Source organism: Ruegeria sp. AP11, assembly GCF_056535865.1.
This window is the reverse complement of the sequence record NZ_JBQFJB010000001.1, coordinates 2,550,766-2,575,692: the sequence shown is the minus strand read 5'-3', so window position 1 is coordinate 2,575,692 and position 24,927 is coordinate 2,550,766. Positions and strand designations below refer to the sequence as shown.

24 protein-coding genes are annotated in these 24,927 nt (G+C 60.4%); 11 read left to right on the top strand and 13 right to left on the bottom strand.

Going from position 1 to position 24,927, the window contains the following annotated elements; all coding sequences use genetic code 11:
• Positions 1-234: 234 nt before the first annotated feature.
• Entirely contained in the window at positions 235-585 is a 351-nt protein-coding gene (locus tag ACR3E4_RS12910) for a hypothetical protein (protein ID WP_480530102.1), read from the top strand.
• Positions 586-615: 30 nt separating this feature from the next.
• Here the strand turns inward: ACR3E4_RS12910 and proS are convergent, their stop codons facing one another.
• Positions 616-1,956: a proline--tRNA ligase gene (gene proS, locus ACR3E4_RS12905; protein WP_480530104.1), complete on the bottom strand. Its 1,341-nt coding sequence runs from the start codon at positions 1,954-1,956 to the stop codon at positions 616-618.
• Positions 1,957-2,106: 150 nt separating this feature from the next.
• Here proS and ACR3E4_RS12900 point away from each other — a divergent pair, with 150 nt between their 5' ends.
• From ACR3E4_RS12900 to ACR3E4_RS12880, 5 genes are all read left to right on the top strand, one after another.
• Complete coding sequence (locus tag ACR3E4_RS12900; protein WP_480530106.1) at positions 2,107-3,492, top strand: FAD-dependent oxidoreductase; 1,386 nt, start codon at positions 2,107-2,109, stop codon at positions 3,490-3,492.
• Positions 3,492-4,466: an isopenicillin N synthase family dioxygenase gene (locus tag ACR3E4_RS12895; RefSeq protein WP_480530107.1), complete on the top strand. Its 975-nt coding sequence runs from the start codon at positions 3,492-3,494 to the stop codon at positions 4,464-4,466. Before ACR3E4_RS12900 ends, ACR3E4_RS12895 begins: the two co-directional genes overlap by 1 nt.
• A gap of 88 nt (positions 4,467-4,554) precedes the next feature.
• Positions 4,555-5,628: an AI-2E family transporter gene (locus ACR3E4_RS12890; protein ID WP_480530109.1), complete on the top strand. Its 1,074-nt coding sequence runs from the start codon at positions 4,555-4,557 to the stop codon at positions 5,626-5,628.
• Complete coding sequence (locus ACR3E4_RS12885) at positions 5,629-6,318, top strand: P-loop NTPase family protein (RefSeq protein WP_480530111.1); 690 nt, start codon at positions 5,629-5,631, stop codon at positions 6,316-6,318.
• Positions 6,319-6,368: 50 nt separating this feature from the next.
• Positions 6,369-7,913: a Ppx/GppA family phosphatase gene (locus ACR3E4_RS12880; protein WP_480530113.1), complete on the top strand. Its 1,545-nt coding sequence runs from the start codon at positions 6,369-6,371 to the stop codon at positions 7,911-7,913.
• Here the strand turns inward: ACR3E4_RS12880 and ACR3E4_RS12875 are convergent, their stop codons facing one another.
• The 7 genes from ACR3E4_RS12875 to ACR3E4_RS12845 form a co-directional block, all read right to left on the bottom strand.
• Complete coding sequence (locus tag ACR3E4_RS12875; RefSeq protein ID WP_480530115.1) at positions 7,914-8,312, bottom strand: hypothetical protein; 399 nt, start codon at positions 8,310-8,312, stop codon at positions 7,914-7,916.
• 10 nt (positions 8,313-8,322) lie between these two features.
• On the bottom strand, positions 8,323-9,315 hold the full coding sequence (locus ACR3E4_RS12870; RefSeq protein ID WP_480530117.1) for an endonuclease/exonuclease/phosphatase family protein: 993 nt from the start codon (positions 9,313-9,315) through the stop codon (positions 8,323-8,325).
• A gap of 4 nt (positions 9,316-9,319) precedes the next feature.
• On the bottom strand, positions 9,320-10,000 hold the full coding sequence (locus ACR3E4_RS12865; protein WP_480530119.1) for a TerB family tellurite resistance protein: 681 nt from the start codon (positions 9,998-10,000) through the stop codon (positions 9,320-9,322).
• A gap of 9 nt (positions 10,001-10,009) precedes the next feature.
• A complete protein-coding gene (locus ACR3E4_RS12860) occupies positions 10,010-10,534 on the bottom strand; it encodes an N-acetyltransferase family protein (RefSeq protein WP_480530121.1) in 525 nt (174 codons plus the stop codon).
• Complete coding sequence (locus ACR3E4_RS12855; protein ID WP_480530123.1) at positions 10,531-11,133, bottom strand: VOC family protein; 603 nt, start codon at positions 11,131-11,133, stop codon at positions 10,531-10,533. Before ACR3E4_RS12855 ends, ACR3E4_RS12860 begins: the two co-directional genes overlap by 4 nt.
• A gap of 150 nt (positions 11,134-11,283) precedes the next feature.
• Entirely contained in the window at positions 11,284-13,410 is a 2,127-nt protein-coding gene (gene scpA / locus ACR3E4_RS12850; RefSeq protein ID WP_480530125.1) for a methylmalonyl-CoA mutase, read from the bottom strand.
• Positions 13,407-14,222: a hypothetical protein gene (locus ACR3E4_RS12845; protein WP_480530127.1), complete on the bottom strand. Its 816-nt coding sequence runs from the start codon at positions 14,220-14,222 to the stop codon at positions 13,407-13,409. The genes scpA and ACR3E4_RS12845 overlap by 4 nt, the downstream gene beginning before the upstream one ends.
• 170 nt (positions 14,223-14,392) lie before the next feature.
• Between ACR3E4_RS12845 and ACR3E4_RS12840 the strand changes: the two genes are divergently transcribed.
• Positions 14,393-14,839, top strand: coding sequence for a DUF4174 domain-containing protein (locus tag ACR3E4_RS12840; RefSeq protein WP_480530129.1), 447 nt, complete (start codon positions 14,393-14,395; stop codon positions 14,837-14,839).
• Positions 14,840-14,915: 76 nt separating this feature from the next.
• On the opposite strand, the gene ACR3E4_RS12835 is transcribed toward ACR3E4_RS12840, so the two are convergent.
• Positions 14,916-16,961, bottom strand: coding sequence for an acetyl-CoA carboxylase biotin carboxylase subunit (locus tag ACR3E4_RS12835; RefSeq protein ID WP_480530131.1), 2,046 nt, complete (start codon positions 16,959-16,961; stop codon positions 14,916-14,918).
• Between the two features lie 78 nt (positions 16,962-17,039).
• Between ACR3E4_RS12835 and ACR3E4_RS12830 the strand changes: the two genes are divergently transcribed.
• Both ACR3E4_RS12830 and ACR3E4_RS12825 read left to right on the top strand, forming a co-directional pair.
• Positions 17,040-17,273, top strand: coding sequence for a hypothetical protein (locus tag ACR3E4_RS12830; protein ID WP_480530133.1), 234 nt, complete (start codon positions 17,040-17,042; stop codon positions 17,271-17,273).
• Between the two features lie 659 nt (positions 17,274-17,932).
• Entirely contained in the window at positions 17,933-19,087 is a 1,155-nt protein-coding gene (locus ACR3E4_RS12825) for a DcaP family trimeric outer membrane transporter (protein WP_480530135.1), read from the top strand.
• An 86-nt stretch (positions 19,088-19,173) separates the two neighbouring features.
• On the opposite strand, the gene ACR3E4_RS12820 is transcribed toward ACR3E4_RS12825, so the two are convergent.
• The 3 genes from ACR3E4_RS12820 to ACR3E4_RS12810 all read right to left on the bottom strand — a co-directional run bounded on the left by ACR3E4_RS12820 (position 19,174) and on the right by ACR3E4_RS12810 (position 21,705).
• Positions 19,174-19,527 (bottom strand): hypothetical protein, encoded by a 354-nt coding sequence (locus tag ACR3E4_RS12820; RefSeq protein ID WP_480530137.1) that lies wholly within the window; start codon positions 19,525-19,527, stop codon positions 19,174-19,176.
• A gap of 130 nt (positions 19,528-19,657) precedes the next feature.
• Complete coding sequence (locus ACR3E4_RS12815) at positions 19,658-20,140, bottom strand: DUF6497 family protein (protein ID WP_480530139.1); 483 nt, start codon at positions 20,138-20,140, stop codon at positions 19,658-19,660.
• 32 nt (positions 20,141-20,172) lie between these two features.
• Complete coding sequence (locus ACR3E4_RS12810; protein ID WP_480530141.1) at positions 20,173-21,705, bottom strand: acyl-CoA carboxylase subunit beta; 1,533 nt, start codon at positions 21,703-21,705, stop codon at positions 20,173-20,175.
• A gap of 181 nt (positions 21,706-21,886) precedes the next feature.
• On the opposite strand from ACR3E4_RS12810, the gene ACR3E4_RS12805 reads away from it, so the two are divergent.
• Both ACR3E4_RS12805 and ACR3E4_RS12800 read left to right on the top strand, forming a co-directional pair.
• Positions 21,887-23,092, top strand: coding sequence for a multidrug effflux MFS transporter (locus ACR3E4_RS12805; RefSeq protein WP_480530143.1), 1,206 nt, complete (start codon positions 21,887-21,889; stop codon positions 23,090-23,092).
• 63 nt (positions 23,093-23,155) lie between these two features.
• The gene (locus ACR3E4_RS12800) at positions 23,156-24,556 is read left to right on the top strand and encodes a helix-turn-helix domain-containing protein (protein WP_480530145.1); all 1,401 of its coding nucleotides are present in this window, start codon (positions 23,156-23,158) and stop codon (positions 24,554-24,556) included.
• A 71-nt stretch (positions 24,557-24,627) separates the two neighbouring features.
• Here ACR3E4_RS12800 and ACR3E4_RS12795 read toward each other — a convergent pair whose 3' ends face one another.
• Entirely contained in the window at positions 24,628-24,867 is a 240-nt protein-coding gene (locus ACR3E4_RS12795; RefSeq protein WP_480530147.1) for an HP1242/YdcH family protein, read from the bottom strand.
• Positions 24,868-24,927: the final 60 nt, after the last annotated feature.

Here is a 24,927-nt window from a genome sequence, read left to right as displayed (position 1 = left end):
TCTGTCCATGCGGGAACATTCCAGATTTCAAATATACCGGTGGTTGTGACACCCTTCACAGACAAGGGCTTATTGTTTCAGCTATGAAGTCAATGTGAAACGTTAGCGGCCCAACTGAGTCACAATCGCAACATTAGGCACGCAATATTGTTTCGCAAATTGATTATTGTGAGAAACTTTGTACCCTATTTACGGGGGACACATTTTAAAGAGTGAAGAGCGGAGGTTCGCTCAATGGGTATTCAGGAACACATGGAAGGATCGGGTCCGATTATGACCCGGCAGGCAGCAAGAGAATTGGATTGTGAAAGCGCCGCATTGTTGCGGGCTGCGATCAGGCCCTTGTTCAGCGGCGCGGCCAACTGGGCCAGCCTGACTGACATTCTCAGCGACAAGGGGTATCACCTGGCATTTCGTCAGGGACGACTGTGCATCTCGGATCGCACGACCGGAGAACGCATTTGCGGATTGCGCTTCCTCGGTTTCGAACTGCGCGATCTGGTCCTGCGCATGGGACGCCCCATCGTCATCCCGCGCGGCAGCGAAGCGGATGGCGATATCGTGTCAGCACGCCCGGCGCCCTGACACTGTGATATCAGAGGCGCATCGCCCGGATCAGGCGATGCCCTGATAAATCTCGGCAACTTTGGTCACCGCGGCCTCAGGGCTGAGTTCCTCGCTTTCGCCGGTGCGGCGGCAAGTCAGTTCAACCACACCATTTTTCAATCCACGCGGACCCACGGTGATGCGCCATGGCAGACCGATCAGGTCCATGGTGGCGAACTTGCCCCCGGCCCGTTCATTGCGGTCATCATAGAGCGGCTCAAGCCCCAGCGCGGTCAGCGCGCCATAGAGTTTGTCACACGCCGCGTCCGCCTCATCATCACCCTGTTTCAGATTGACGATCCCGCAATGGAACGGCGTCACGCCCTCGGGCCAGATGATGCCCTTGTCGTCATGGCTGGCCTCGATGATCGCACCGATCAGGCGGCTGACGCCGATACCGTGGCTGCCCATATGGACAGGAACCGGCTTGCCGTCGGGGCCTTGCACGGTTGCGCCCATGGCCTCGGAATAGTTGGTGCCGAAATAGAAGATCTGACCAACCTCGATTCCGCGCGCCACGCGGCGGCGCTCTTCCGGCAGTTGGTTGAACAGCGCTTCGTCATGGGTTTCGTCTGTCCGGGCGTATTTCGAGGTAAACTCGTCCATGATCGCCTGACACTGGTCGCGGTTGTCGTAATCGATATTGCGGTCGCCGAAGGTCAGATCGGTGACGGCGCTATCATAAAAGACCTCGGATTCGCCAGTATCAGCCAACACAAGGAATTCATGCGTGTAATCGCCGCCGATGGGGCCGGAATCGGCGCGCATCGGGATGGCCTGCAGACCCATGCGTTCATAGGTGCGCAGATAGCTGACCAGATGGCGGTTATAGGCGTGCAGCGCGTCCTCTTTGGTCAGGTCGAAATTGTAGCCGTCCTTCATGTAGAACTCGCGCCCCCGCATCACGCCGAAACGCGGGCGGATTTCGTCGCGGAACTTCCACTGGATCTGATAGAGCGTCAGCGGCAGATCCTTGTAGCTGCTGACGTGGCCCCGGAAGATATCGGTCACCAACTCCTCGGCGGTCGGCGTGTACAGCATGTCGCGCCCGTGCCGGTCCTGCATCCGCAGCATTTCCTGACCGTAATCGTCATAACGCCCGGATTCGCGCCACAGGTCCGCCGATTGCAGGATCGGCATCTGGATCGCGATGTGACCCGCCCGCGCCTGTTCTTCGTGCACGATGTTTTCCAGCTTGCGCAATACTTTGAAGCCCAGCGGCAACCAGGAATAAATCCCGGCGGCGGCCTGCTTGATCATGCCCGCGCGCAGCATCAGCCGGTGGCTGACGATCTGAGCCTCGGAGGGGTTTTCCTTGAGAACGGGCAGAAAGTAACGGCTGAGGCGCATTGGAGGACCTTTTACGGGTGAGAATTCGACTTCAAAGCTGATTATGCCAAAGCCCCGCCGGGGGCAATCGCGCAATGCCGTTTTTGCGACCCCAGCCGGGTCGGTTTTTCGATTGACGCCCAAGATCAGAGCCGGAATGGTGGCGCAAACATGATTGCGAGGGGGACGCAAATGCAAACCATTCAGGAACCGGCCCGCCAAATTCCTGTGGTTCACCGAACTGACATTCTGGTGGTCGGCTCAGGCCCTGCTGGCTTGTCCGCCGCGCTGGCAGCTGCAAGGGCTGGGGCCGAAGTAACGCTCATGGATCGGTTCGGTTGCATGGGCGGCAATATCACCGCCGTGGGGGTCGAGGGGTTCGCCTGGTACCGCCACGAACAGACGGTCGAGGCCGGTGGCATCGGGCTGGAGTTCGAGACCCGCGCCAAAGAGATGGGCGCAGCAGTGCCGGAAAGCCAGTCGCTGAGCTATGAGTTGGACAGCGAAGGGTTCAAGCTGGTCGCCGACCGGCTAGTGGAAGAGGCGGGCGTGCATCCGATGCTGCACCGTCAGTTCGTCGCTCCGATCATGGAGGGTGACCGGATCACCGGCGTCATCACTGAATCCAAGGCCGGGCGCGAGGCGATTCTGGCCAAGGTGGTGATCGACGCCACAGGCGACGCGGATGTAGCCCATCGCGCGGGGGCGCCCACCCACAAGACCGCGCCCGAGAGGATGATGGCGGCCTCGGTGATGTTCCATCTGGCCGGTGTCGATAAACGGGCCTTCATGGAGGGGATCAAGGCCGACCCGCAAACCTACAAGGACTGGGGCGGCGGTGGCGAATGGAACATCGAAACCAGCGGCAAAGAGGACGACATGTTCTCGCCCTTCGTCAAGAAACCGTTTCAGCAGGCCATCGAGGAAGGGCTGATCCCGCCGCATCTGAACACCATCGCGGGCACCTGGGGGGCGATGCACGACACGGGTGAGCTGACTTACATGAACCTGATCCATCTGGACGGCATTGATGGCACAGACCCTGACAGCCTGACACGGGGCGAGATCGAGGGGCGGCGGCAATCCATGCTGGCCATCGACGCCCTGCGCCGCTTCATGCCCGGCTGCGAGAGTGCTCGGCTGCGGAATTTTGGCATGACCATCGGCATCCGCGACACCCGCAAGATCGACGCGGTCTATAACATGACCGAGGATGACGCCCGCCATCAGGGCCGGTTCGAGGACACCATCGGCATCTATCCCGAATTCATCGACGGCTACGGCATCCTGATCCTGCCGACAACGGGACGGTACATGCAGATCCCCTATCGCTCAATGCTGCCGAAGGGCATCAAGGGCCTGCTGGTGGCGGGCCGCTCGCACGGGTCAGACCGGGTGGCCCATGCCGCGACACGCAACATGTCCTGCTGCGCGGTGATGGGACAAGGCGCGGGTATCGCTGCGGCCCTGTCTCTGAAAAGCAATCAGGAGCTCGACCGTATGAACCTGACGCCGGTGCATCAAGAGCTTGAGCGTCAAGGCGTTAGGATCAGTTGATGGATCATATCCCCACCATCGATATCTCACCGCTGGCAGATCCGGCTGATCCGCGGTTCCAAGCCACGGTTGCCCAGGTCATGGACGCCTGCACCAGCATCGGGTTTCTGTCAATCACTGGCACTGGCATCGCGGTCGAGCGCATTGATCAGGTCCGCGCCTGCGTCCGGGCGATCTTTGATGTTGAAGAGACCAGCAAATGGGATCAGGCCATCACCCGCCAAAACTATCGCGGATATATCCCGATGGGGTTCTTCACCCCGAACGACGGATCGGGCACGGCGGATAAATACGAGGGGTACAAGCTGCATTTCGAAACGGCCGAGGATGCCCCGGTCCGGGCCGATTGCGCGCTGTACGGGCCAAATATCTGGCCCCGCGAAACGCCCGAGGCCCGCGATGTCATTCTGGACTATTGGCGGCAGCTTGATGGCGTGACCGACCTGCTGCTCGGCGCGTTGGAGGTGGGGCTTGCGGTGGAACCAAACACGCTGCGCGCGGCGTTTCGCGATCCGATGACCAACATGACCCTGCTGCATTACCCGCCGCAGGCACCGGATGAGGGCGGCTATGGCATTCATCCGCACAAGGACACCTCTGCGTTGACCATCATCGCGCCCGATCCGGTCGGTGGGCTTGAGGTTCAGACCCGCTCGGGCGGCTGGATCACGCCGGACTGTCCGCCCGGCGGATTTGTGGTCAATATCGGCGACATGCTGGAGCTGTGGTCGGGCGGACGGTTGAAATCCACCCCGCATCGGGTGGTCAACCGATCCGGACGGGAACGCTATTCCTTCCCCTATTTCGCAGTTCCGCGCCACGACGTCGTGGTTGCGCCGCTGCTACCCGCCCTGCCCGGTTTCGACCGGCCATCGGTGCATTGCGGCCACTGGTCGGCGGAAATCTGGCGCACCAACTGGCCTGACGAAACGGCCTCGGAGGACACACCGGAATTGGGCACCCTGACCGACTGAAGCGCGAAATGCGCGGCCGATGAAGCGCTTGCATCGCCGGGCATCATGAGCCAAGAACACGGCAACGCTGTGCAACAAGGAACGCGCCATGGCTTTGCCGGTGAAGGATCAACTCAGATACTGGGGCATTGCCACAGCGGTTTTTGTGGTGGTTCTGTACCTGCTGGGTGATGTGCTGCTGCCCTTCGTCATCGGCGGCGCGATTGCCTATTTCCTTGATCCGGTGGCCGACCGGCTGGAAAAACTGGGCCTGTCGCGGATGGCTGCCACCGGGATCATCACCGTGGTCGGCGTGCTGGGCTTTGTGCTGATGATCCTGATGGTGGTGCCCGCGCTGATCACCCAGTTGCTGGATTTGGTCGATACCTTGCCCGCCCTGTTCAAAGAATTGCGCGCCTTCATAGAAAAGCAGTTCCCATCCCTGCTGGATCGGGAATCCAACACGCATCAGATGCTGGTCTCGTTCGGGGAAACGCTGAAATCCAAGACCGGGGATGTGCTGCAAACGGTTCTGTCCTCGCTGGGCTCGGCGATCAACGTGGTGGTCCTGCTGGTCATCGTGCCGGTCGTGGCCGTCTATCTGCTGATGGACTGGGACCGCATGATCGCCCGGATCGGAGAGCTGCTGCCCCGTGACCACGCCCCCACCATCAAGCGGCTGGCGGGTGAGATCGACGCGGTTCTGGCCTCGTTCGTGCGCGGCATGGGCACGGTCTGTCTGATCCTTGGCACCTATTACGCCGTCGCGCTGATGCTGGTTGGGCTGCAGTTTGGCCTTATCGTCGGGTTCATTGCCGGGCTGGTCACGTTCATCCCCTATCTGGGCGCGCTGATCGGCGGCTCGCTGGCCATCGGGCTGGCGCTGTTTCAGTTCTGGGGTGACTGGGCGCAGGTCGGGCTGGTGGCCGGTATCTTTGCCATCGGGCAGGTGACCGAGGGCAACTTCCTGACCCCCAAACTGGTCGGCAGTTCGGTCGGCCTGCACCCGGTCTGGCTGCTGCTGGCGCTGTCTGTATTTGGCGCACTGTTCGGCTTTGTCGGAATGCTGGTCGCTGTCCCTGTTGCCGCAGCCCTGGGCGTGCTGGCGCGGTTCGCGACCCAGCAGTATATGAGCAGCCGCCTTTATACCGGGCTTGAAGGGCTGCAGCAGGACGACGAATAAATGGCCACACAGCTCAGCTTTGATCTGCCGTCCAAGACTGCCTTGGGCCGCGAGGATTTCTTTGTCTCGCCCGCCAATGCGCTGGCAGTTGCGATGATCTCGGCCACGTCGTGGCCCGGCAACAAACTGGTGCTGAGCGGCCCTGCGGGGTCAGGCAAAACTCATCTGGCCCATGTCTGGGCGGCGGAAACCGGTGGGCGGATCGTGCAGGCTGCCGCCTTGCGATATGACGAGGTGCCCGAGCTTGCCCGCGCGCCGGTCGCGGTCGAGGATGTCCCCGTGATCGCTGCGGATGCCGAGCAGCAGAAAACGCTGTTTCACCTGCACAATCTGGTTCTGGCCGAGGGCCACGCCCTGCTGATGACCGGGCGCGCGGCGCCGAAACAGTGGCATTTGTCGCTGGCCGATCTGCAAAGCCGGGCCGAGGGGGCGCATCATGTGGCGCTGGACGCCCCTGACGACGCGCTGCTCGGCGCGGTGCTGGCCAAGCTGTTCATCGACCGGCAGCTCAACCCCGGGCCGGATGTCATCGCCTATCTGGTCAAGCACATGGACCGCAGCTTTGAAACCGCCGCGCGGATGGTCGAGCAGTTGGACGACATCGCACTGACCGAAAAGCGCGACATCACCCGTGCGCTGGCGGTGCGTCTATTGAACACAGAAGCCGAACAATCGGGTGCCTGCAATTGACCGGCGAAGGCCGATCTCGCATCCTGTCGCGCAAAAGACCTGGGGACACCATGACCAAGATCGCCGAGACTGATTTCCCGGATCACGGGCTGTTCGGAAGGCCACTGTTCGAAGATCCGGGAGCGCGTGCGCTGTCCCGGGTCGGGGTTGTCGATATCGGGTCGAACTCGGTCCGGATGGTGATCTTTGACGGCGCGGCGCGCTCACCGGCCTATTTCTACAATGAAAAGGTGATGTGCGAACTGGGCGCGGGTCTGTCTGAAACGGGTCGACTGAACCCGGAAGGCCGAAAACGCGCGCTGGCGGCCCTGCACAGGTTTCAGCACCTTGCCAACGATCTGGGCCTGCCCGCCCTGCACGCAGTCGCCACCGCCGCAGTGCGCGAGGCCAGCGACGGGCCGGAGTTCTGCGCGCAGGTGAAGGCCGAAACCGGCCTGATTATCAACGTTGTCGATGGCGAGGAAGAGGCGCGGCTGTCGGCACAGGGCGTGTTGCTGGGATGGCCCGGTGCCTATGGATTGATCTGCGATATCGGCGGCTCATCGGTGGAGCTGGCCGAGATCGGAGGCGGCAAGGTCGGGCGGCGGATGACCTCGCCCCTTGGGCCGCTGAAACTACGCGACATCAAGGGCGGGCGGCGGGCGCGCAAGGCCTATATCAAGGAAACGCTGGAAGAGATGCGCGACCGGATGGGCCCGCAACGCGACCGCCTGTTTCTGGTCGGTGGCAGCTGGCGCGCCTTTGCCCGGCTGGACATGCTGCGCCGGGGTTATCCGCTGAACGTGCTGCACGAATACCGAATGACGCAGGCGCAGGTGCGCGATACCATCAAGTTCATCGAAAAGAACGACCCGACCGAGTTGCGCGTCATGGCCGGTGTGTCCAGCTCGCGCATGGCGCTGATCCCCTATGCGATGGATGTTCTGACGCGGCTGATCCGCACGTTCAAACCCAAGGATATCGCTATCTCAAGCTATGGTATCCGCGAAGGGTTGCTGTACGAGCAGATGCCCCAGCGCCTGCGCGACCGCGACCCGCTGATCGAAGCCTGCCGCTTTGCCGAGGCCAAGGATGCCCGCCTGCCCGGCTTTGGCAAGCATCTGTATGATTTTGTCCAGCCGCTGTTCAAATCGGCCCCGCCACAGCGCCTGCGCCTGATCAAGGCCGCCTGCCTGCTGCATGACGTAAGCTGGCGCGCCCATCCCGATTATCGCGCCGAGGCCTGTTTCGAATATGTCACCCGCGCCAATATGAGCGGGATAAAGCATTCGGAACGGGTACTCATCGGACTGGCCCTGCAACACCGCTATCGTAACAAACGCGAGGGGAACCGGTTCACCGATCTCTATGAGTTGCTGGACGAACGCGGCCAGGAACAGGCCGAGATTCTGGGCAAAGCGCTGCGCTTCGGGGCGATGCTGTGGATGCAGACCGATGCGACCATGGGCAAACTGCGTTTTTACCCCAAGAAACAAGTCCTTGAGCTGCGCCTGCCCAAGGCGGCCGGTCCCTTGTTCAACGAAGTGGCCGAATCGCGTTTAAACTCGCTGGCTTCCGCACTGAAATCCGAGCCGCGCGTGATCTTGCGGGGATGATCAGATATCGGTGAACCCGTCAGAGGAGTCTTCCTGCGGCGTCAGGTCTTCGGGCTGGTCCTTGGGTTTCTTGCGGATGATGATATCGCCATTCGGCAACATCTCGGGCGCTTCATAGGCGCTCCAATCCTGTACTTGTGCCGCAAGGTCGGCCAGTGCGGGGCCCATTTCCTGTATGAAGGATTGCAAGGCCGGGCCAAACTGATCGGCAAGCCCGCGCAGGTCTTCAATCGTGGGCTCCATTTCCTGCCGCAGGCCTTCCAGAAACAACTCGGCTCCACGCTCCATCAGCGATTTGCCCGAATCTTCCTGCGCCTGGGCAGGCAACGCCAGCGCGGTGCAGGCCGCAGAGATCAACATCAGATGTCGCATATCGGGAATATAATCACGGATGGCCATGGGTGAAAGGTCAGAGCGCGATATCCAAAGTCACCGGAAAGTGGTCGGACGCCGTTAGCAGTGCATCGCGCAGTTCGGGATTACCCCAGCAGGCGGCATCACGAAACGGATGCCAGATGCGCCAGTCCGGCTGATAGCCGCGCAAATCTTCGCTGATCATGATGTAATCCAGCAGTGCTTCGAGATACCGGCCTTCCTTTGGGCGGGCAAATCGGGCGGTGGCCGGGACCGAGCCGGGGCGGAACTCCAGCGCCCGGGCCGCATGGGGATCATAGAGCCCGGCCTGCAACAGGATCTCGACCGATGATCGGCCAAACAGGTGTTCGAACTCATCCAGCCCTGGCCCGTCATTCAGATCGCCCAGCAGAACAATCGATTCCTGCGCCGCGACATGATGCGTGACCCGGCGGGCCAGCCAGACCGCCTGCGCCAGCTGTTTGCGACGATTGGCAATCGATATCCGGATCATCTCGTCCCGCGATCCGGCACCATGGGGCGCCTTGGATTTCAGATGCGCGCCGATCAGGCGGAACGCCCGCCCCGAGGCGGTCTCAATCGCCAATTCCAGCGGCGGTTTGGAAAACTGCACCTGATCTTCGGTGGCATCCACATCCAGATCGATGCGAAAGTCCGTATCGAACCGGGGGGCGTCCTCTGCCTCCTTCGGATCGTGGCGGGCCTTCAGCACCTTAGGATCGTACAGAAGGGCCAGTTCCTGATGGGTGTCATTGGCAAACCCAATGATTGCGTGGCTTGTGCGCAATTCGAACGCTTCGGCAAAACCCTGCAGGGCACGCACTGTGTTCTGGGCTTTACCCGTATTGGGAGCCTCGACAATCAGCAGGGCATCGGCATCGATCGCTGTCAGAACCTTGGCCACCGCTTCGACCTGCTGGGCCTTCGTCACGTCATGCCGCCCCGACCAGCTGTCATCGACGACTAGTGTGTCATTTCGGTCGAACAGATTGGCGAACCATTCGATATTGTAGGTCGCCAATCGCATGGGATCAGACCTTGGCGCCGTTGATTTCATCCCAGGCGCGGTTGATATCGATCATCTTTTTCTCGGCCAGCCGCACCGCCTCTTCCGGTACGCCGCGCGCCAGCATCGCATCGGGATGGGTCTCGCGCACCAGTTGCCGCCAAACCTTGCGAATTTCGGTCAGAGGAGCGTCGCGGGGCACGCCCAGCACGGTATAGGGGTCTTTCGGCGCATCCGGCACAAAACGCGCGCGCAGGGCCATGAACTGCGCGTCGGTCTGACCGAAAATACGGCTGACTTCTTCCAGAAACTCGTTTTCGTTCGGGTGGTAGAACCCGTCTGCCATCGCGATGTGAAACAGCCCTTCCATAAGGTCGCACAGGGTGGTGCTGTCTTCGGCGAACATGCGGGCAATCCGGCGGGCATAGTCCTGATATCCCGCGACATCTGTTCGTGCCATGTCAAAGACCTTGGCCGCCCCGTCTTCATCCTCGGGCGCGATCTGAAACACTTCGCGGAAGGCGGTGACCTCATCCCGCGTCACCTGACCGTCGGCCTTGGCCATTTTGGCGCCAAGCGCCACAACGGCAATCGCAAAAGCCACCGAACGTTCGGGCGGCGTGCGCAGTTTCTCAAAAACCGCGGTCAGGCTTTCGCCCTGGGCAAGCGCATTCAGCGCGTCGGCTATTCTGGTCCAGATCGACATGGGCGCACCCTAGCGTGCCTTTTTGTCCCTGTCAGGTGCGACAGATGACTGCGGGCCGAGTATTTTCTGCATCAGGACAAGGTCCAATCGCTGACCCCACTTGAACCCCACTTCGGGCATACGGCCCACATGTTCAAAGCCGATGGCCGCGTGAAAGGCGATAGCTGCCGGGTTGGCCGACGAGATGCCTGCGACCAGCACATGCACCTGATCCGCCTTTGCGCAATCCTCCAACGCAGCCATCAGAGCGCGACCGACGCCCTGCCCTCTGGTCTGAGGTGCCAACTGAATCGAATGTTCCCGACATTGCGTATATCCGGGGCCAGAGCGGAAATTGCCATAGGTCGCAAAGCCCAGCACAACACCTTCGCGCTCGGCGACCAGAAAAGCCGGACCTTTGGCCTCGATATCCGCAACGATGCTTTCAACACTGCGTTCATCAGTGGTGAAGGTGACCAGCGTGTCGCGGATGATCGCGTTGGTGATCGCGGCAATCGCAGGTGCATCCTTAGCCATCGCCTGTCGGATGTTCATTCCAGAACCCGCAGCCCGTGCGGTGTTTCGATTTCGGCGCGCAATGCCACCGGACCGCTGTCAAACACGACCCGCTCCAACGCGCCCAAAGACTTGGCCAGATCCAGCGCATCCGGATGGCACACGATCAGGCGACGCAATCGGCAACCACTGTCTTGCAGCATTTGCGCCGGATGCAGATCGCCGTGCCACTGGATCAGCGCCGGAAACAGATTGTCGAATGGAAGACGCCCGTTTGGCGGAACCGCCATGCGCCAGCGCAAAGCACCCCGGTCCAGATCAATCGGCTGGCCGATGCCATCCGGGAAAACGGCTAACGACGATTCGATATCAGGAACCCGGCAAATCCAGTTGGTCAGACGCGGCGACCCTTTGAACCGGTCCAGATCAAACCAGCGGGTTCTTTGTGGAATGGCGGCCTCAGGGTCGATGGCAATGGCCTCCAGATACAACCCCTCGCGCAGGCCTAGAAGCCGGTTATGCGTGCCGAACTTTTTGTGCTTGCCGCCATCCTGCAACCGCACGCCCAGCGCGTCTTCAATATGCGCCGAAGCTTCCCCAAGCGTTTCGCCTGCAACGGCCAGGTGATCCAGTCTCATCGTTCATTCTCCAGCATGAAGCGCCAAGCTTACAGCCATCTCCATCCCCCGGACAATAAGGGAACCGCATCTTCATCTGGCCAAAAATACCCTCGGGGGGAATCGCGCGTTGCGCGATTGGGGGGAGCGGACAGCCCCCCTGCCGCCTTCTCAGCCCTGCGCTTCGCCGATCAGGCGCAGAATGTCCTGCGCCGCCTCGGGGATGTTGGTGCCCGGGCCAAAGATGGCCTTCACCCCATGGTCAAAGAGGAATTGGTAATCCTGCTGAGGGATCACGCCGCCGCAGATCACGATGATATCCTCGGCCCCTGCCTTTTTCAGCTCTTCCACAAGTTGAGGTGCCAGCGTCTTGTGCCCCGCAGCCTGAGACGAAATGCCAATGACATGCACGTCGTTGTCCACCGCGTCCTGCGCCGCCTCGGCAGGGGTCTGGAACAGCGGACCGACATCCACGTCGAAACCAATATCGGCAAAGGCTGTAGCAATCACCTTGGCGCCCCGGTCATGCCCGTCCTGTCCCATCTTGACCACCAGCAGGCGGGGGCGACGGCCTTCAGCCTCGGCAAATTCCTCGATGGATTTCTGGATGGCAGCAAAGCCTTCGTCACCCTCGTATGCCGCGCCATAGACACCGGCCAGCGTTTTCACCTCGGCGCGGTGACGGCCGAATTCCTTTTCCATTGCCATGCTGATCTCTCCTACGGATGCGCGGGCTCGAGCGGCCTCGACGGCGGCGGCCAGCAGGTTGCCGCCATCACGGGCGGTATTCGTCAGCGCGTCCAACGCGGCCTGACACGCGGCCTCATCACGGGTCGCACGGATGCGTTCCAGACGCGCAACCTGCGCCTCACGCACGGCGACGTTGTCGACGTCGAGAATATCGATCAGGTCTTCCTGTTCCTTGCGGTATTTGTTGACGCCGACGATGACTTCTTCACCACGGTCGATCATGGCCTGACGGCGGGCTGCGCTTTCCTCGATCCGCAGCTTGGGCATGCCAGAAGCCACGGCCTTGGTCATCCCGCCCATCTCTTCGACCTCTTCCATCAGAGCCCAGGCTTTTTCCACCAGCTCATTGGTCAGGCTTTCGACGTAGTAGGAACCCGCCAGCGGATCGACCACATCGGTCACGCCGGTCTCTTCCTGCAACACCAGCTGCGTATTCCGCGCGATACGGGCCGAGAAATCAGTGGGCAGGGCAATCGCCTCGTCCAGAGCGTTGGTGTGCAGCGACTGGGTGCCGCCCAGAACCGCGCTCATCGCCTCATAGGCGGTGCGGATCACGTTGTTATAGGGGTCCTGTTCCTGCAGGCTGACGCCCGAGGTCTGGCAATGCGTCCGCAACATCTTGGAGCGCTCGGATTTCGCGCCGAAATCCGTCATCACCCGATGCCACAGGGTGCGGGCGGCGCGCAGTTTGGCGATCTCCATGAAGAAATTCATGCCGATGGCAAAGAAAAACGACAGACGGCCCGCGAACTTGTCCACGTCCATCCCGGCCTCGGTCGCGGCGCGCACGTATTCGCGCCCGTCAGCCAGCGTATAGGCCAGTTCCTGCACCAGATTGGCCCCGGCTTCCTGCATGTGATAGCCCGAGATCGAGATCGAGTTGAACTTGGGCATCTCGTTCGAAGTATAGTCGATGATGTCCGAGATGATCTTCATCGACGGTTCAGGCGGATATATATAGGTGTTGCGCACCATGAACTCTTTCAGAATGTCGTTCTGAATGGTGCCCGACAGCACGGCTTTGTCATGCCCCTGCTCTTCCCCCGCAACGATGAAGCTGGCCAGAACCGGGATCACCGCGCCGTTCATGGTCATCGAGACCGAGACCTTGTCCAGCGGGATACCGTCGAACAGAATCTTCATGTCCTCGACGCTGTCGATCGCCACACCGGCCTTGCCGACATCGCCCACCACGCGCGGGTGATCACTGTCATATCCCCGGTGCGTCGCCAGATCGAAGGCGACGGAAACGCCCTGCTGACCGGCGGCCAGATTGCGGCGGTAAAAGGCGTTCGATTCCTCGGCAGTCGAAAACCCCGCATATTGGCGAATGGTCCAGGGCCGCCCCGCATACATCGTCGCCTTCACACCGCGCGTGAACGGACCGAACCCCGGAAGCGTGCCCATATGCGGCAGATCGGCGGTGTCTTCCTGTGTGTAAAGCGGTTTGACGTCGATGCCTTCCAGCGTTTCCCTGGTCAGATCGTTCAACGGGCGTCCGCGCAGCTCTTTCTCGGCCAGCGCCTGCCAGTCTTTCGTGTCGGTCATGTCGGTTTCCTCTGTTCAATTCCGGTTTCAGCGGGGGTGGCCCCGCACATATTTCCATCTGTCCGGCAGATCAGTTCGGCTCGCCCATCAGCACCTGAGGCCAGCCATTCCAAATCATCGGCGTAGTCGGCCCAAAGCTTCATGGCCTGTTCAGCGCTCAGCCCATGGGGCGCGGGCATGGGTGCCGCATTCAGCGCAAGGCCGTCACTGAATGCGGGCGCGGGGCCAGTCAACAGCGCCGCAAGCTGCGCCTGCTGACAGCCCGCGAAATCCTCGAAAGGCAGAACGAGCAATGGGACGTTCGGGAAGGCGTGACTTAAGTCGGTGATGACATCGCGCCAGCTCCGCTTGCTTTGCACGATGCGTTTCCATTTTGCCGGCTCTATAGGGTCACCGCCACGTTTGAACTTGTAGGCGGCCACGGAAGACCAATACATGTCCAACGCTCGGATATTCAGAGCGATTTTGGTCACTCTGCCACCAAAGGCCTGCGCCAAGAGATGCCCGCGCGTCTGCAGACCGGGATAAAGTGACGCCAAGGCAATATTGCGCGACATCGAGCCCACAAAGTTTTCTTGGCTGACCAAAAGCTGCATCGCACCATCTTGCTGACATGCGTCCAACTCGCGACGTATCCTGTCACAGACCTCGGGCGTTAGCTTGTTTAGGCTGTTGAGGCCATTGGAACGTGTTCGTTCCGGCCCCCAATATGCCAATCCTTGATTGGCGAGTATCTGCGTGTTCCGGCTCAGATAGTTCTGGAAACTGGTGCTTGCACACCGATGTGCGCCGCAATGCAGGATAATTTCCATCCGCTTACACTCCTGTCCGAAAGATCGAAGGAATGGCGGGTTTTCTGTACCCTCTGGTGGCTACTTGATGGATAGAACCGCGTCTGATGAACATATTTTTGATGCTGATGGACATTTCGCCAGTCGCATTCGCCCAAGCAGAGGCTATATTCATCACAACAGGAGGCCACATGACACGCACGCTTGCCCTTGTTTTCTCGGCACTATTCCCGCTGGCCGTTTTGGCCGCTGACGGGTCCGCACCTGCGGATGACGCCTTTGTGCGACCCGCAGGTGACAACACGCTGGACGAGTTTCTTTGGGTCAGTCGCCCTATCGTCGTCTTTGCCGACACGCCCGCCGACCCGCGATTCCAACAGCAGATCGACATGCTGCTGGAAGGCGAAGACGCGATGCGGGATCGCGATGTGATCGTGTTGACCGACACCGATCCCAAGGCGCGCTCACCCATCCGCGCGCAATTGCGCCCGCGCGGGTTCCAGATGGTGTTTGTCGACAAGGACGGCGTGGTCAAACTGCGCAAACCCAGCCCATGGAGCGTGCGCGAAATCGGTCGGTCCATCGACAAGACCCCCCTGCGCGAACGCGAGATTCGCGAGCGGCGCGAAGGCGGCTGAGCGCTTTCACCACGCCCGCAGGCCCCGGCGCAGTACGCTGGGACGCTTGTGCGATATGGTGAAAACGCGGGCATGATCACTCGAACTCGATGATCACATCGTCCACGGCAAGGCTGTCGCCGGGGCCTGCGTTGACCTTGGCGACCACGCCCTTCTTCTCGGCGCGCAGGATGTTTTCCATCTTCATCGCCTCGACGGTGCAAAGCGCCTGACCTTCCTGCACCTCCTGCCCCACTTCGACATCGATCTTCACGATCAGGCCGGGCATCGGGCAAAGCAGCATTTTTGAGGTATCGGGCGGCAGTTTCTCGGGCATCAGCTTGGCCAGTTCGGCCTGGCGCGGGGTGCGCACGTGCACCTTGAAATCCGCGCCGCGATTGCGGATGCGGAACCCGCCGGAAACCTTGCCCACCTTCAGGACCAGTGGGCTGCCATCCACGTCGAGAACCGCAAGCTGATCCCCCGGCGTCCAGTCCGATGCGACGCGCGAGGTGGTGCCATCCGCGAATGTCACCGACGACCCATCCTTGTCCGCATCGATAGCAACGGCAAACTCCTGCCCCTGCAGGGTCACGACCCAATCAGTACCGACCTTGCGCTCGTGATTGTCCATCCGTCCCGACACGCGGGTGCGGCGAATCTCGGCCACCCGGTGCATCGCAGCGCACGAAGCCGCGATCCGGCGCAGATCGGCCTCGGGCAGTTTGACACCTTCGAATCCGTCCGGGTATTCCTCGGCGATGAAAGCCGTCGTCATGTCACCGCTGATGAATTTCGGATGATCCATCACCGCCGACAGGAACGGCAGGTTGTGACCGATGCCTTCGACCTCGAAACTGTCCAGCGCCACGCGCATCGCCTCGATCGCCTGTTCGCGGGTCGGAGCCCAGGTACACAGCTTGGCGATCATCGGATCGTAGTACATGCTGATCTCGCCGCCCTCATAAACGCCTGTATCGTTGCGCACAGCCGCAGGGCCTTCGGGTGCATCACCCTGCCATTTGCCATTGAACAGCATCGGACCAGCCGCGGTTTCCTGTGGCGGGCGATAACGGGACAGGCGACCAATGGAAGGCAGGAAGCCGCGATACGGGTCTTCGGCATACAGACGGTTTTCGATGGCCCAGCCGGTCAGGGTGACGTCATCCTGCGTGATCGACAAAGGCTCACCCGCCGCCACGCGGATCATCTGTTCGACCAGATCGACGCCGGTGATCAATTCGGTCACCGGATGTTCCACCTGCAGACGGGTGTTCATTTCAAGGAAATAGAAGTTCTTTTCGCCATCGACGATGAATTCCACCGTACCCGCGCTGGCATAATCCACCGCCTTGGCCAAGGCGACGGCCTGTTCGCCCATCGCCTTGCGGGTTTCAGGGTCGAGGAAGGGCGACGGTGCCTCTTCCACCACTTTCTGGTTGCGGCGCTGGATCGAGCATTCGCGCTCGCCCAGATAGATACCGTTGCCGTGGCTGTCGCAGAGAACCTGAATTTCGATGTGACGCGGTTGGGTCACGAATTTCTCGATGAAAATCCGGTCGTCGCCGAAAGAGTTCGCCGCCTCGTTCTTGGACGACTGGAAGCCTTCGCGCGCCTCGTCATCGTTCCAGGCGATCCGCATCCCCTTGCCACCGCCGCCGGCGCTGGCCTTGATCATCACCGGATAGCCGATGTCGTTGGAAATCTTGACGGCCTCGTCGGCGTCCTCGATAAGCCCCATATAACCGGGAACGGTCGATACGCCCGCGTCCTGCGCGATCTTTTTCGAGGTGATCTTGTCGCCCATGCTTTCGATCGCACCAACCGGCGGGCCTACAAAGGCCACGCCTTCGGCCTCAAGCGCCTCGGCGAATTTTGAGTTTTCCGACAGGAAGCCATAGCCGGGATGTACCGCCTGCGCGCCGCTTTGGCGGATGGCGTCCATGACCTTGTCGATCACGATATAGGACTGGTTGGCCGGTGGCGGGCCGATATGCACCGCCTCATCCGCCATCGACACATGCAGCGCGTTCTTGTCCGCGTCCGAATAGATGGCAACAGTGCCGATTCCCATCTTGCGCGCGGTCTTGATGACCCGGCAGGCGATCTCGCCCCGGTTGGCGATCAGGATCTTGTTGAACATGGAACGTCCTTTGTCTTGGGGTTCTGGAAACGCAAAACGCCGCCGCAGGGCGATGACCCCACGACGGCGTGATGCGCGATGACGGACGGGGCCTGGAGCGCCCCGATCAATTCAGAGTTAGTTGCAGTTATTCTGCGTCTTGCAATACAGGACGTTGCCCGCAGCACCGACCGCTGCCCCAAGCAGCGGGTCCGCACTGAGGACCGCGGCGCCAACCGCCCCGGCACCACCGCCAAGGATGGCCTGTTCGCCCAACGAGTCGCCACAGGCCGCGAGGCCCGTGCAGGTCGCAAGAACAAGGAAAAGTCGTGAAGTTCGCATGGATACTGCCCTTTCAGGTTTCTTGGCGTATTTGTCGCCAGATGCCGAAACCCTGCATTGTTATGCAATATCAAAGCCGACAAATCGGCGTTATGCGCAGCTTTTTGCCGTTCTTTTTGTGCCTGTGCAGAAAAGAAAAACGCGGGCAGGACCATGTGGGGAACACAAGCCTGCCCGCGGAAGGAAGGGGTACGGAATAGTAGGTGCTTGTGCGACGCAGGCAAAGTAGAGCCGCACTGCCCCTTCACCATGCACTGCACAATTGCACCTGCAAGTGACTCATTGTTTCCAATGGAATTTCCGGCTGAAACCTGCCCATCTGGCGAATTTCCGCGCAAAATTGCGCCGACCGAATAAACCGGGCTGGCGACCTCTCGCGCGGCCGAATCCGTCACAGTTTCGTTACAAACCCGGATTGAATACAAATTGTGTATCAAAACGAGTTCACAATTATTCTCGGCCAAGTCACAGAAAATCTTGGCCCTGCGCAGAGGTTTAGCGCCGCCTCTCTCAACGTCGTGATCACAGTGAAACTTTGAAGCACATTTGCTTGAGAAATGGCGCGTTTTTTCTCGCTTTTTAGTGATTTCCCTCGTGCCCTCTGGCGTGGAACGGTGCCGGTGCACACTCGCACACAAGGAACTAATGCAATGAAAATAAAGGCTAAAACAGCCAGCTTGCTTGCTGCCAGCACGCTTTCCATGACCGGAATGCAAGCCTTGGCGCAGGATGCACAAACTCAGGCCGAACTGGACGCGCTGCGTGCCCGGGTCGAAGCGCTTGAGGCTGGTAAAACCGGGTCGGGCACCGGCGATCTGCAGATCGGAAACACCACGCTGGACGTCTATGGTTACATCAAGGCCGACTTCTTTTATGACTTCGATTTCGATCAGGGCGACACCGCGTTCGTGAACGTCATCGGAGAGCCCTCGGCGGCCACCAGCGGCACCTTTGGCGCCACGGTCCGTCAATCCCGAATTGGTTTGCGTACCAGCACCCCAACCGGAATCGGTGAAATCGGCGGGCAATTGGAATTGGATCTGTTCGCCAGCGGCGGCGCGGCCGAACTGCGCCTGCGTCATGCCAACATCACGATTGGAGATAACTGGCTGATTGGTCAGACCTGGACCAACTTCATGCCGCTGGACACCTATCCGACCTCCGTCGAATTTAACGGCCCGGTCGGTATCCCCTTTGCCCGTGTTCCGCAGATTCGCTACACGAACAGCTTTGGCCTGAAGAACACCTCGTTCTCTGCTTCGGTCGAGGAAAACGTCGGCGGGTCGAATTCGGATGATCCGGTCCTGACCGCTGCGGCTGAGTACAATGACGGCAAATATGTCGCGCGGGCATCGTTGCTGTACGGCAAGGCCGAAGATGGCGGCGTCGAGGTCGATCAGAAAGGTTTCACGCTGTCCGCTTCGGTGCGACCGTGGAAAGGCGGCCTGTTCCAGGTCAACTATATCGACGGTGAGGCGCTTGGCCCCTACCTGATCGGCCTGGGTAATCCCATCGTCGGCGGAGAAGCCAATGATGTCGACGGCTTTACCGTTGAATTCCGTCAGGACCTGAGCCCGAAATGGAACGTCGGTATCGCTTACGGCGAGGAAGATTACGACCTGCCGACCTCGACCGGGACCCTGTCCTTTACCGAGCTTGAGACGGTTCACGTCAACGCGTTCTACAAGGCGACCGACAACCTGACGCTCAGCGCCGAGTATATCTATGGCGAGCGGAATGACACGATTTCCGGCAGAAGCTTTGACGGCAGCCGTGTTCAGTTGGCCGCGCAGCTGAACTTCTGATCCCAACAGCGCACCCTGCCCGTTCGCGGGCAGGGTCACACCGTCATGACCTAAAGTCAGGTTATGCGCGACCGCCCCCAACACGATCAGCCTATCCCATCGAAGATATCGGGAAACGACTGACGCGCCGCGTCCGGATCGATCACCAGCAAAGCGTCGTAGCTGGCCGGATCAAACGGATCTTCCGCCGCCACAACCTCGCGCCCGAACAGCCAGCTGAGCCGACCGGCGTCCAGATTGCCCCGCTCGAACGGCTGATCGCCAAAATGAGCCCACAGCGCTTCGAGAAACGCTGCATCAGCGCGTTTGTCCGCCGGTTTACGATCCCGGAATCGTTCGCGCCGTGTCAGGGGTGTGACACCCTTGGGATTGGCACGCCGGATGGTGAACTGAAAATCGGTTCCGGACAGCCGACCGGGAAATCCGCGATGTTTCAACATGGCAGCCCCCTTTGTGGCAGGATATTGAAAAGACAGGAAAACCGGTTCGTTTTCCGGGGCAGAGCGAACATGCGCACCTCCAAAGCCGCAGTGTTTGAATGGGACGCTCTGAGGGTATGAGTGATCATGGTCAGAGCCCCTCCCAGATACACGTGGATTGCTCCAGCCGGTAGGCCTCGAAAAACTGGGTGGCATCGGGTTGCGCGCTGCCAAAATCCACAGGCCGGTCCGAGAATGAGATCACCACGCGGGCAGGCTCCAACTCGTGCAGCGCCACATATGGAACGGCCAGCGTCTGGCACAGATGCTCCATGTCGATGACGGCGACATCATAGGTGATGCGCCCCGCTGTCGAGCCGATCTTGGGCGCAATGAACCGGAACCGCACCCAGAGCTCGCCCGGATTGTCGTCCAGTAGTACATTGCTGAGTTGCACCGGCTGCCCCGAAGGCACCGGCAGCAGGTTTTCCGCCTGTGCCGGATTGATCGCCGATGCCGTCAGGACAGCAAATGCCAGAACATGAGCCCGGACCCGCCGGGGGCGGACTCCACCCTTCGGGGTCAGGCGCAGAGCCCGTTGGGTCTGCGCGATCTTATGTCTGGCAAACTGCATCATGAAACACCGTCAGGTGATGACCTGCGTCCTTACAGCGGAATATTGTCGTGCTTTTTCCACGGGTTCTTCAGTTGCTTGCCCCGCAAGCTGGCAAATGCGCGCGAGACACGGCGGCGTGTCGATTGCGGCATGATCACCTCGTCGATGAAGCCACGCTCGGCGGCAACGAAGGGGTTAGCGAAACGATCTTCGTAATCCTGCGTGTGCTGCGCGATTTTCTCGGCATCGCCCAGATCGGCACGGTGAATGATCTCGGTCGCGCCTTTGGCGCCCATCACCGCAATCTCGGCTGTAGGCCAGGCATAGTTGAAATCGCCACGCAGATGTTTCGAGGCCATAACGTCATAAGCGCCGCCATAAGCTTTGCGGGTGATCACGGTCACCTTCGGCACCGTCGCTTCGCCATAGGCAAACAACAGTTTCGCGCCGTGCTTGATCACGCCGCCATATTCCTGAGACGTCCCCGGCAGGAAGCCCGGAACATCGACAAAAGTCAGAATCGGGATTTCAAAGCAATCGCAGAAGCGCACAAACCGCGCCGCCTTGCGCGAGCTGTCGATATCCAGACATCCGGCCAGCACCATCGGCTGGTTGGCCACGACACCCACGGTCTGCCCCTCAAGCCGGATGAAACCGGTGATGATGTTCTTGGCATAATCTTCCTGAATCTCGTAGAAATCCCCCTCATCCGCGATCTTGGTGATGAGTTCTTTCATGTCGTAAGGCGTGTTGGGATTATCCGGAATCAACGTATCCAGCGAGGTTTCAACCCGGTCAGGTTCGTCAAAGAACGGACGCACGGGCGGCTTTTCACGGTTGTTGAGCGGCAGGAAATCGACCAGACGGCGCACTTCAGCCAAGGCCTCCACGTCATTTTCAAACGCTCCATCGGCGACCGAGGATTTCTTGGTGTGGGTCGACGCCCCGCCCAGTTCCTCGGCGGTCACGACCTCGTTGGTGACGGTCTTTACCACGTCGGGGCCGGTCACGAACATGTACGAGGTATCTTTGACCATGAAGATGAAGTCGGTCATCGCCGGGCTATAAACCGCGCCACCCGCACAGGGGCCCATGATCACGCTGATCTGCGGCACCACGCCCGAGGCCATGATGTTGCGCTGGAACACCTCGGCATAGCCCGCAAGCGAAGCCACGCCTTCCTGAATCCGCGCCCCGCCCGAGTCGTTGATGCCAATCACGGGCGCCCCGTTCTGCACCGCCATATCCATGATCTTGCAGATCTTTTGCGCATGGGTTTCCGACAGTGAGCCGCCGAACACCGTGAAATCCTGACTGAACACATAGACCATGCGACCGTTGATCGTGCCCCAGCCGGTCACGACACCGTCTCCCGCAGGCTTTTGGTTTTCCATCCCGAAATCGGTGCAGCGATGGCTGACGAACATGTCGAACTCTTCAAAGCTGCCTTCGTCGACCAGCAGTTCGATCCGCTCGCGCGCAGTCAGTTTGCCGCGCCCGTGCTGGGCATCGATCCGCCTTTGCCCACCGCCAAGCCGGGCGTTGGTGCGGCGGTCTTCAAGCTCGGAAAGGATATCTTTCATGACGGTAGTCCCCTATGAAATTTTGCGGGACCATACCGGGCCTGCCCTGAAGCCCAAAGAAGTTTTCGGCAAATTTGCAAAGTTTTGAAAACGTAACTTGAAGTAAATGCAAATCTGCTAATTTCACCTCAAATTGAAACTGCTGATGGCAATTCACACGCGCAGGCCCTAAAAGTGAACCATGCAGTTCAGATCGACCGCCATCAACCGCACGCCACCCACGCTGGCAACGCTTGTACTATTGTCAGGCTTATCGGCGCTGAGCATGAACCTGTACCTGCCCAGCCTGCCTTTCATGGCGACATATTTCCAGACCGATTATAAAACGATGCAACTGTCGATCGCATTGTATCTTCTGGTCAACGCGGTGCTGCAAATCCTGATCGGACCGCTGGCGGACAAGGCCGGGCGCAGGCCCGTATTACTGTGGGGGCTTGCCTTGTTCCTGCTGGCCACGCTGGGCTGTATCTATGCCCCAACGATCGAGGTTTTTCTGGCCTTCCGCATGGGCCAGGCCGTAATCGTCGTGGGTATCGTCCTCAGCCGGGCGGCGGTGCGTGACATGTATTCTCAGGACAAAGCCGCCTCGATGCTTGGCTATGTCACCATGGGGATGGCCGTTGTCCCGATGCTCGGCCCCGCTGTGGGTGGCTTGCTTGAGGAAGCGTTCGGCTGGAAGGCCAATTTCTGGCTTCCCTTCGGTCTGGCCGCCTTTGCCCTGTGGCTGACCTATCAGGATTTTGGCGAAACCGCCGCGTCGAGCGGCAAGACACTGATTGAGCAGTTCCGCGAATATCCCGAATTGCTGAAATCTCCGCGTTTCTGGGGCTATTCCCTATCCTCCGCGCTGTCATCGGGTGCCTTCTTCGCCTATCTCGGCGGCGCGCCATTCATCGGAACCGAAATCTTCGGTATGACTGCGGCCGAGGTCGGTGTGTATTTCGGCGCCCCTGCACTGGGCTATTTCTTCGGGAACTTCATAAGCGGGCGCTTTTCGGTGCGCTTCGGCGTCAACCGGATGGTGCTGTGGGGCTGTTGTCTGAACGCCACCGGCGTCTTCATCTCTGCCGCCCTGTTTCTGGCCGGGATGGGCACAGCGATCAGCTTTTTCGGCCTGATGACCTTTGTCGGGCTGGGCAACGGCATGTCGATCCCGAACGCTACCGCAGGGGCCCTGTCGGTGCGCCCGCATCTGGCTGCAACCGCCTCGGGCCTGAGCGGCGCGATCATGCTGGGCGGCGGCGCCGCCCTCAGCGCTGGGGCGGGCGCCCTGCTGACACGCGAAACCGGGGCCATGCCGCTGCTTTGGCTGATGCTGGCGACCTCGATTCTGGCCATCGTCGCGATCAGCAGCGTCATCTGGCGCGAGAAAACACTGGGTCTCTAGGCGCTTGCAAGAATGGGTTTGCAAAGTTAGCCTGCGTTTTCAGGAAAGCTGCAAAGAACCACCATGGCCACCCAGAAACTCTATGCCGGCGCCAAGCTGCGCGAGATGCGCACACGCCTGTCCCTGACGCAGAAGGAATTCGCCACGAAACTGGGCGTTTCGCTGCCATACCTCAACCAGATGGAGAACAACAACCGTCCGATCTCGACCACGGTTGTTCTGGCGCTTGCACAGGAGTTCGGCATGGATGTCACCGAACTCAGCACAGGTGACAGCGAGCGGCTCATCTCGGACATGCGCGAGGCGCTGGCCGATCCGGTCTTTGCCGATACGATGCCTCCGCTGGCCGATCTGCGCCTCACCGCGTCAAACGCACCAGCGCTGGCGCGTGCCTTTATCGAACTGCACCGCAGCTATCGCCAGACCCACGAGCGCCTCGCCTCGCTGGACGAAGCCCTGGGGCGCGAGGACGCGCGCATTCAGGCCAGCCCGTGGGAAGAAGTGCGCGACTTCTTCCACTACTGCGACAACTATATCGACGCGGTGGACCGCGCGGCGGAACGCTTCGCCGCACGAGCGGAAGAGGCTGGGGGTATCCGTCAGGCCGCCCTCAACAGCCTGTCCGAACGCGGCATCCATGTCACTTTCGCAGACACCGAAACCCTGCGCAGTTATAGCGCAACAGACAAAACCCTGCGCCTGTCGTCGCGCGCGGCACCACAGACGCAGGTCTTTCAACTGCTGCTACAGGTGGCGCTGATCAGTCAGGACAAGCTGCTTGAAGCAACGCTTGATTTTGCACGCTTCCAAAGCGACGAAGCCCGCGCGATCGCCAAGATCGGACTTGCCAATTACTTCGCCGGGGCCTCTCTGATGCCCTATGCCGCGTTTTTGTCGGCGGCGCAAGAATACCGTCACGATCTTGAACTGCTGAGCAACCGCTTCGGTGCGTCCATCGAACAGATTGCCCACCGCCTGTCGACCCTGCAACGTCCGGGCGCCAAGGGCATCCCGTTTTTCTTCGTCCGCGTCGATCAGGCCGGGACCATCACCAAGCGCCACTCGGCCACGCGCCTGCAATTTGCCCGTTTCGGCGGCGCCTGCCCACTGTGGAACGTCCACCGCGCCTTTGAAACGCCGGGCCATTTCCTGCAGCAACTGGCAGAAACCCCTGACGGCGTCCGCTATATCTCACTGGCCCGCGATGTCTCGAAATCCGGCGGTTCTTTCGGCGCTCCGGTGCGCCGCTATGCCATCGCCCTGGGGTGCGAGGTTCGCCATGCCGAGGCACTGGTTTATGCCGATAATCTCGACATCAACAACGCCAGCGCATTCGAACCCATCGGCATTTCGTGCCGCATATGCGAACGCCAGACCTGCCACCAGCGCTCGGTTCCGCCGCTGGAACGCCGCCTGACCATCGACGCCCATACCCGGGGCACCCTGCCCTACGAAGTCACCTGATCTTCATCTGGCCCCAAAATCCCGGGGGAGTCGCGGCCTGCCGCGACGGGGGCAGAGCCCCCGCCCCTGTCTCAGCTTTTTGACAAAATCGCCCAGATCTCATCCTTGAGCACCGCACGTTTCTTGCGCAGCTCAACCTCAGCCAGTTCTTCCATCGGGGCGACATTGGTCTCGGCCCGGTGAACGGTGCGGTTGATCTCGTGATACTCATCCGCAAGGCGCGCGAAATGCGCGTCCGTTTGCTTGAGCTGGCTCATCAATTCGACCTTTTCGGGGAATTCCTCGGCCAGTTCATGCGGGGTGTGGGACATACTGTGCGCTCCTCTATCTGCGTTACGTCCCTAGGCTAAAGATAACCGTCAGGTGTTGCT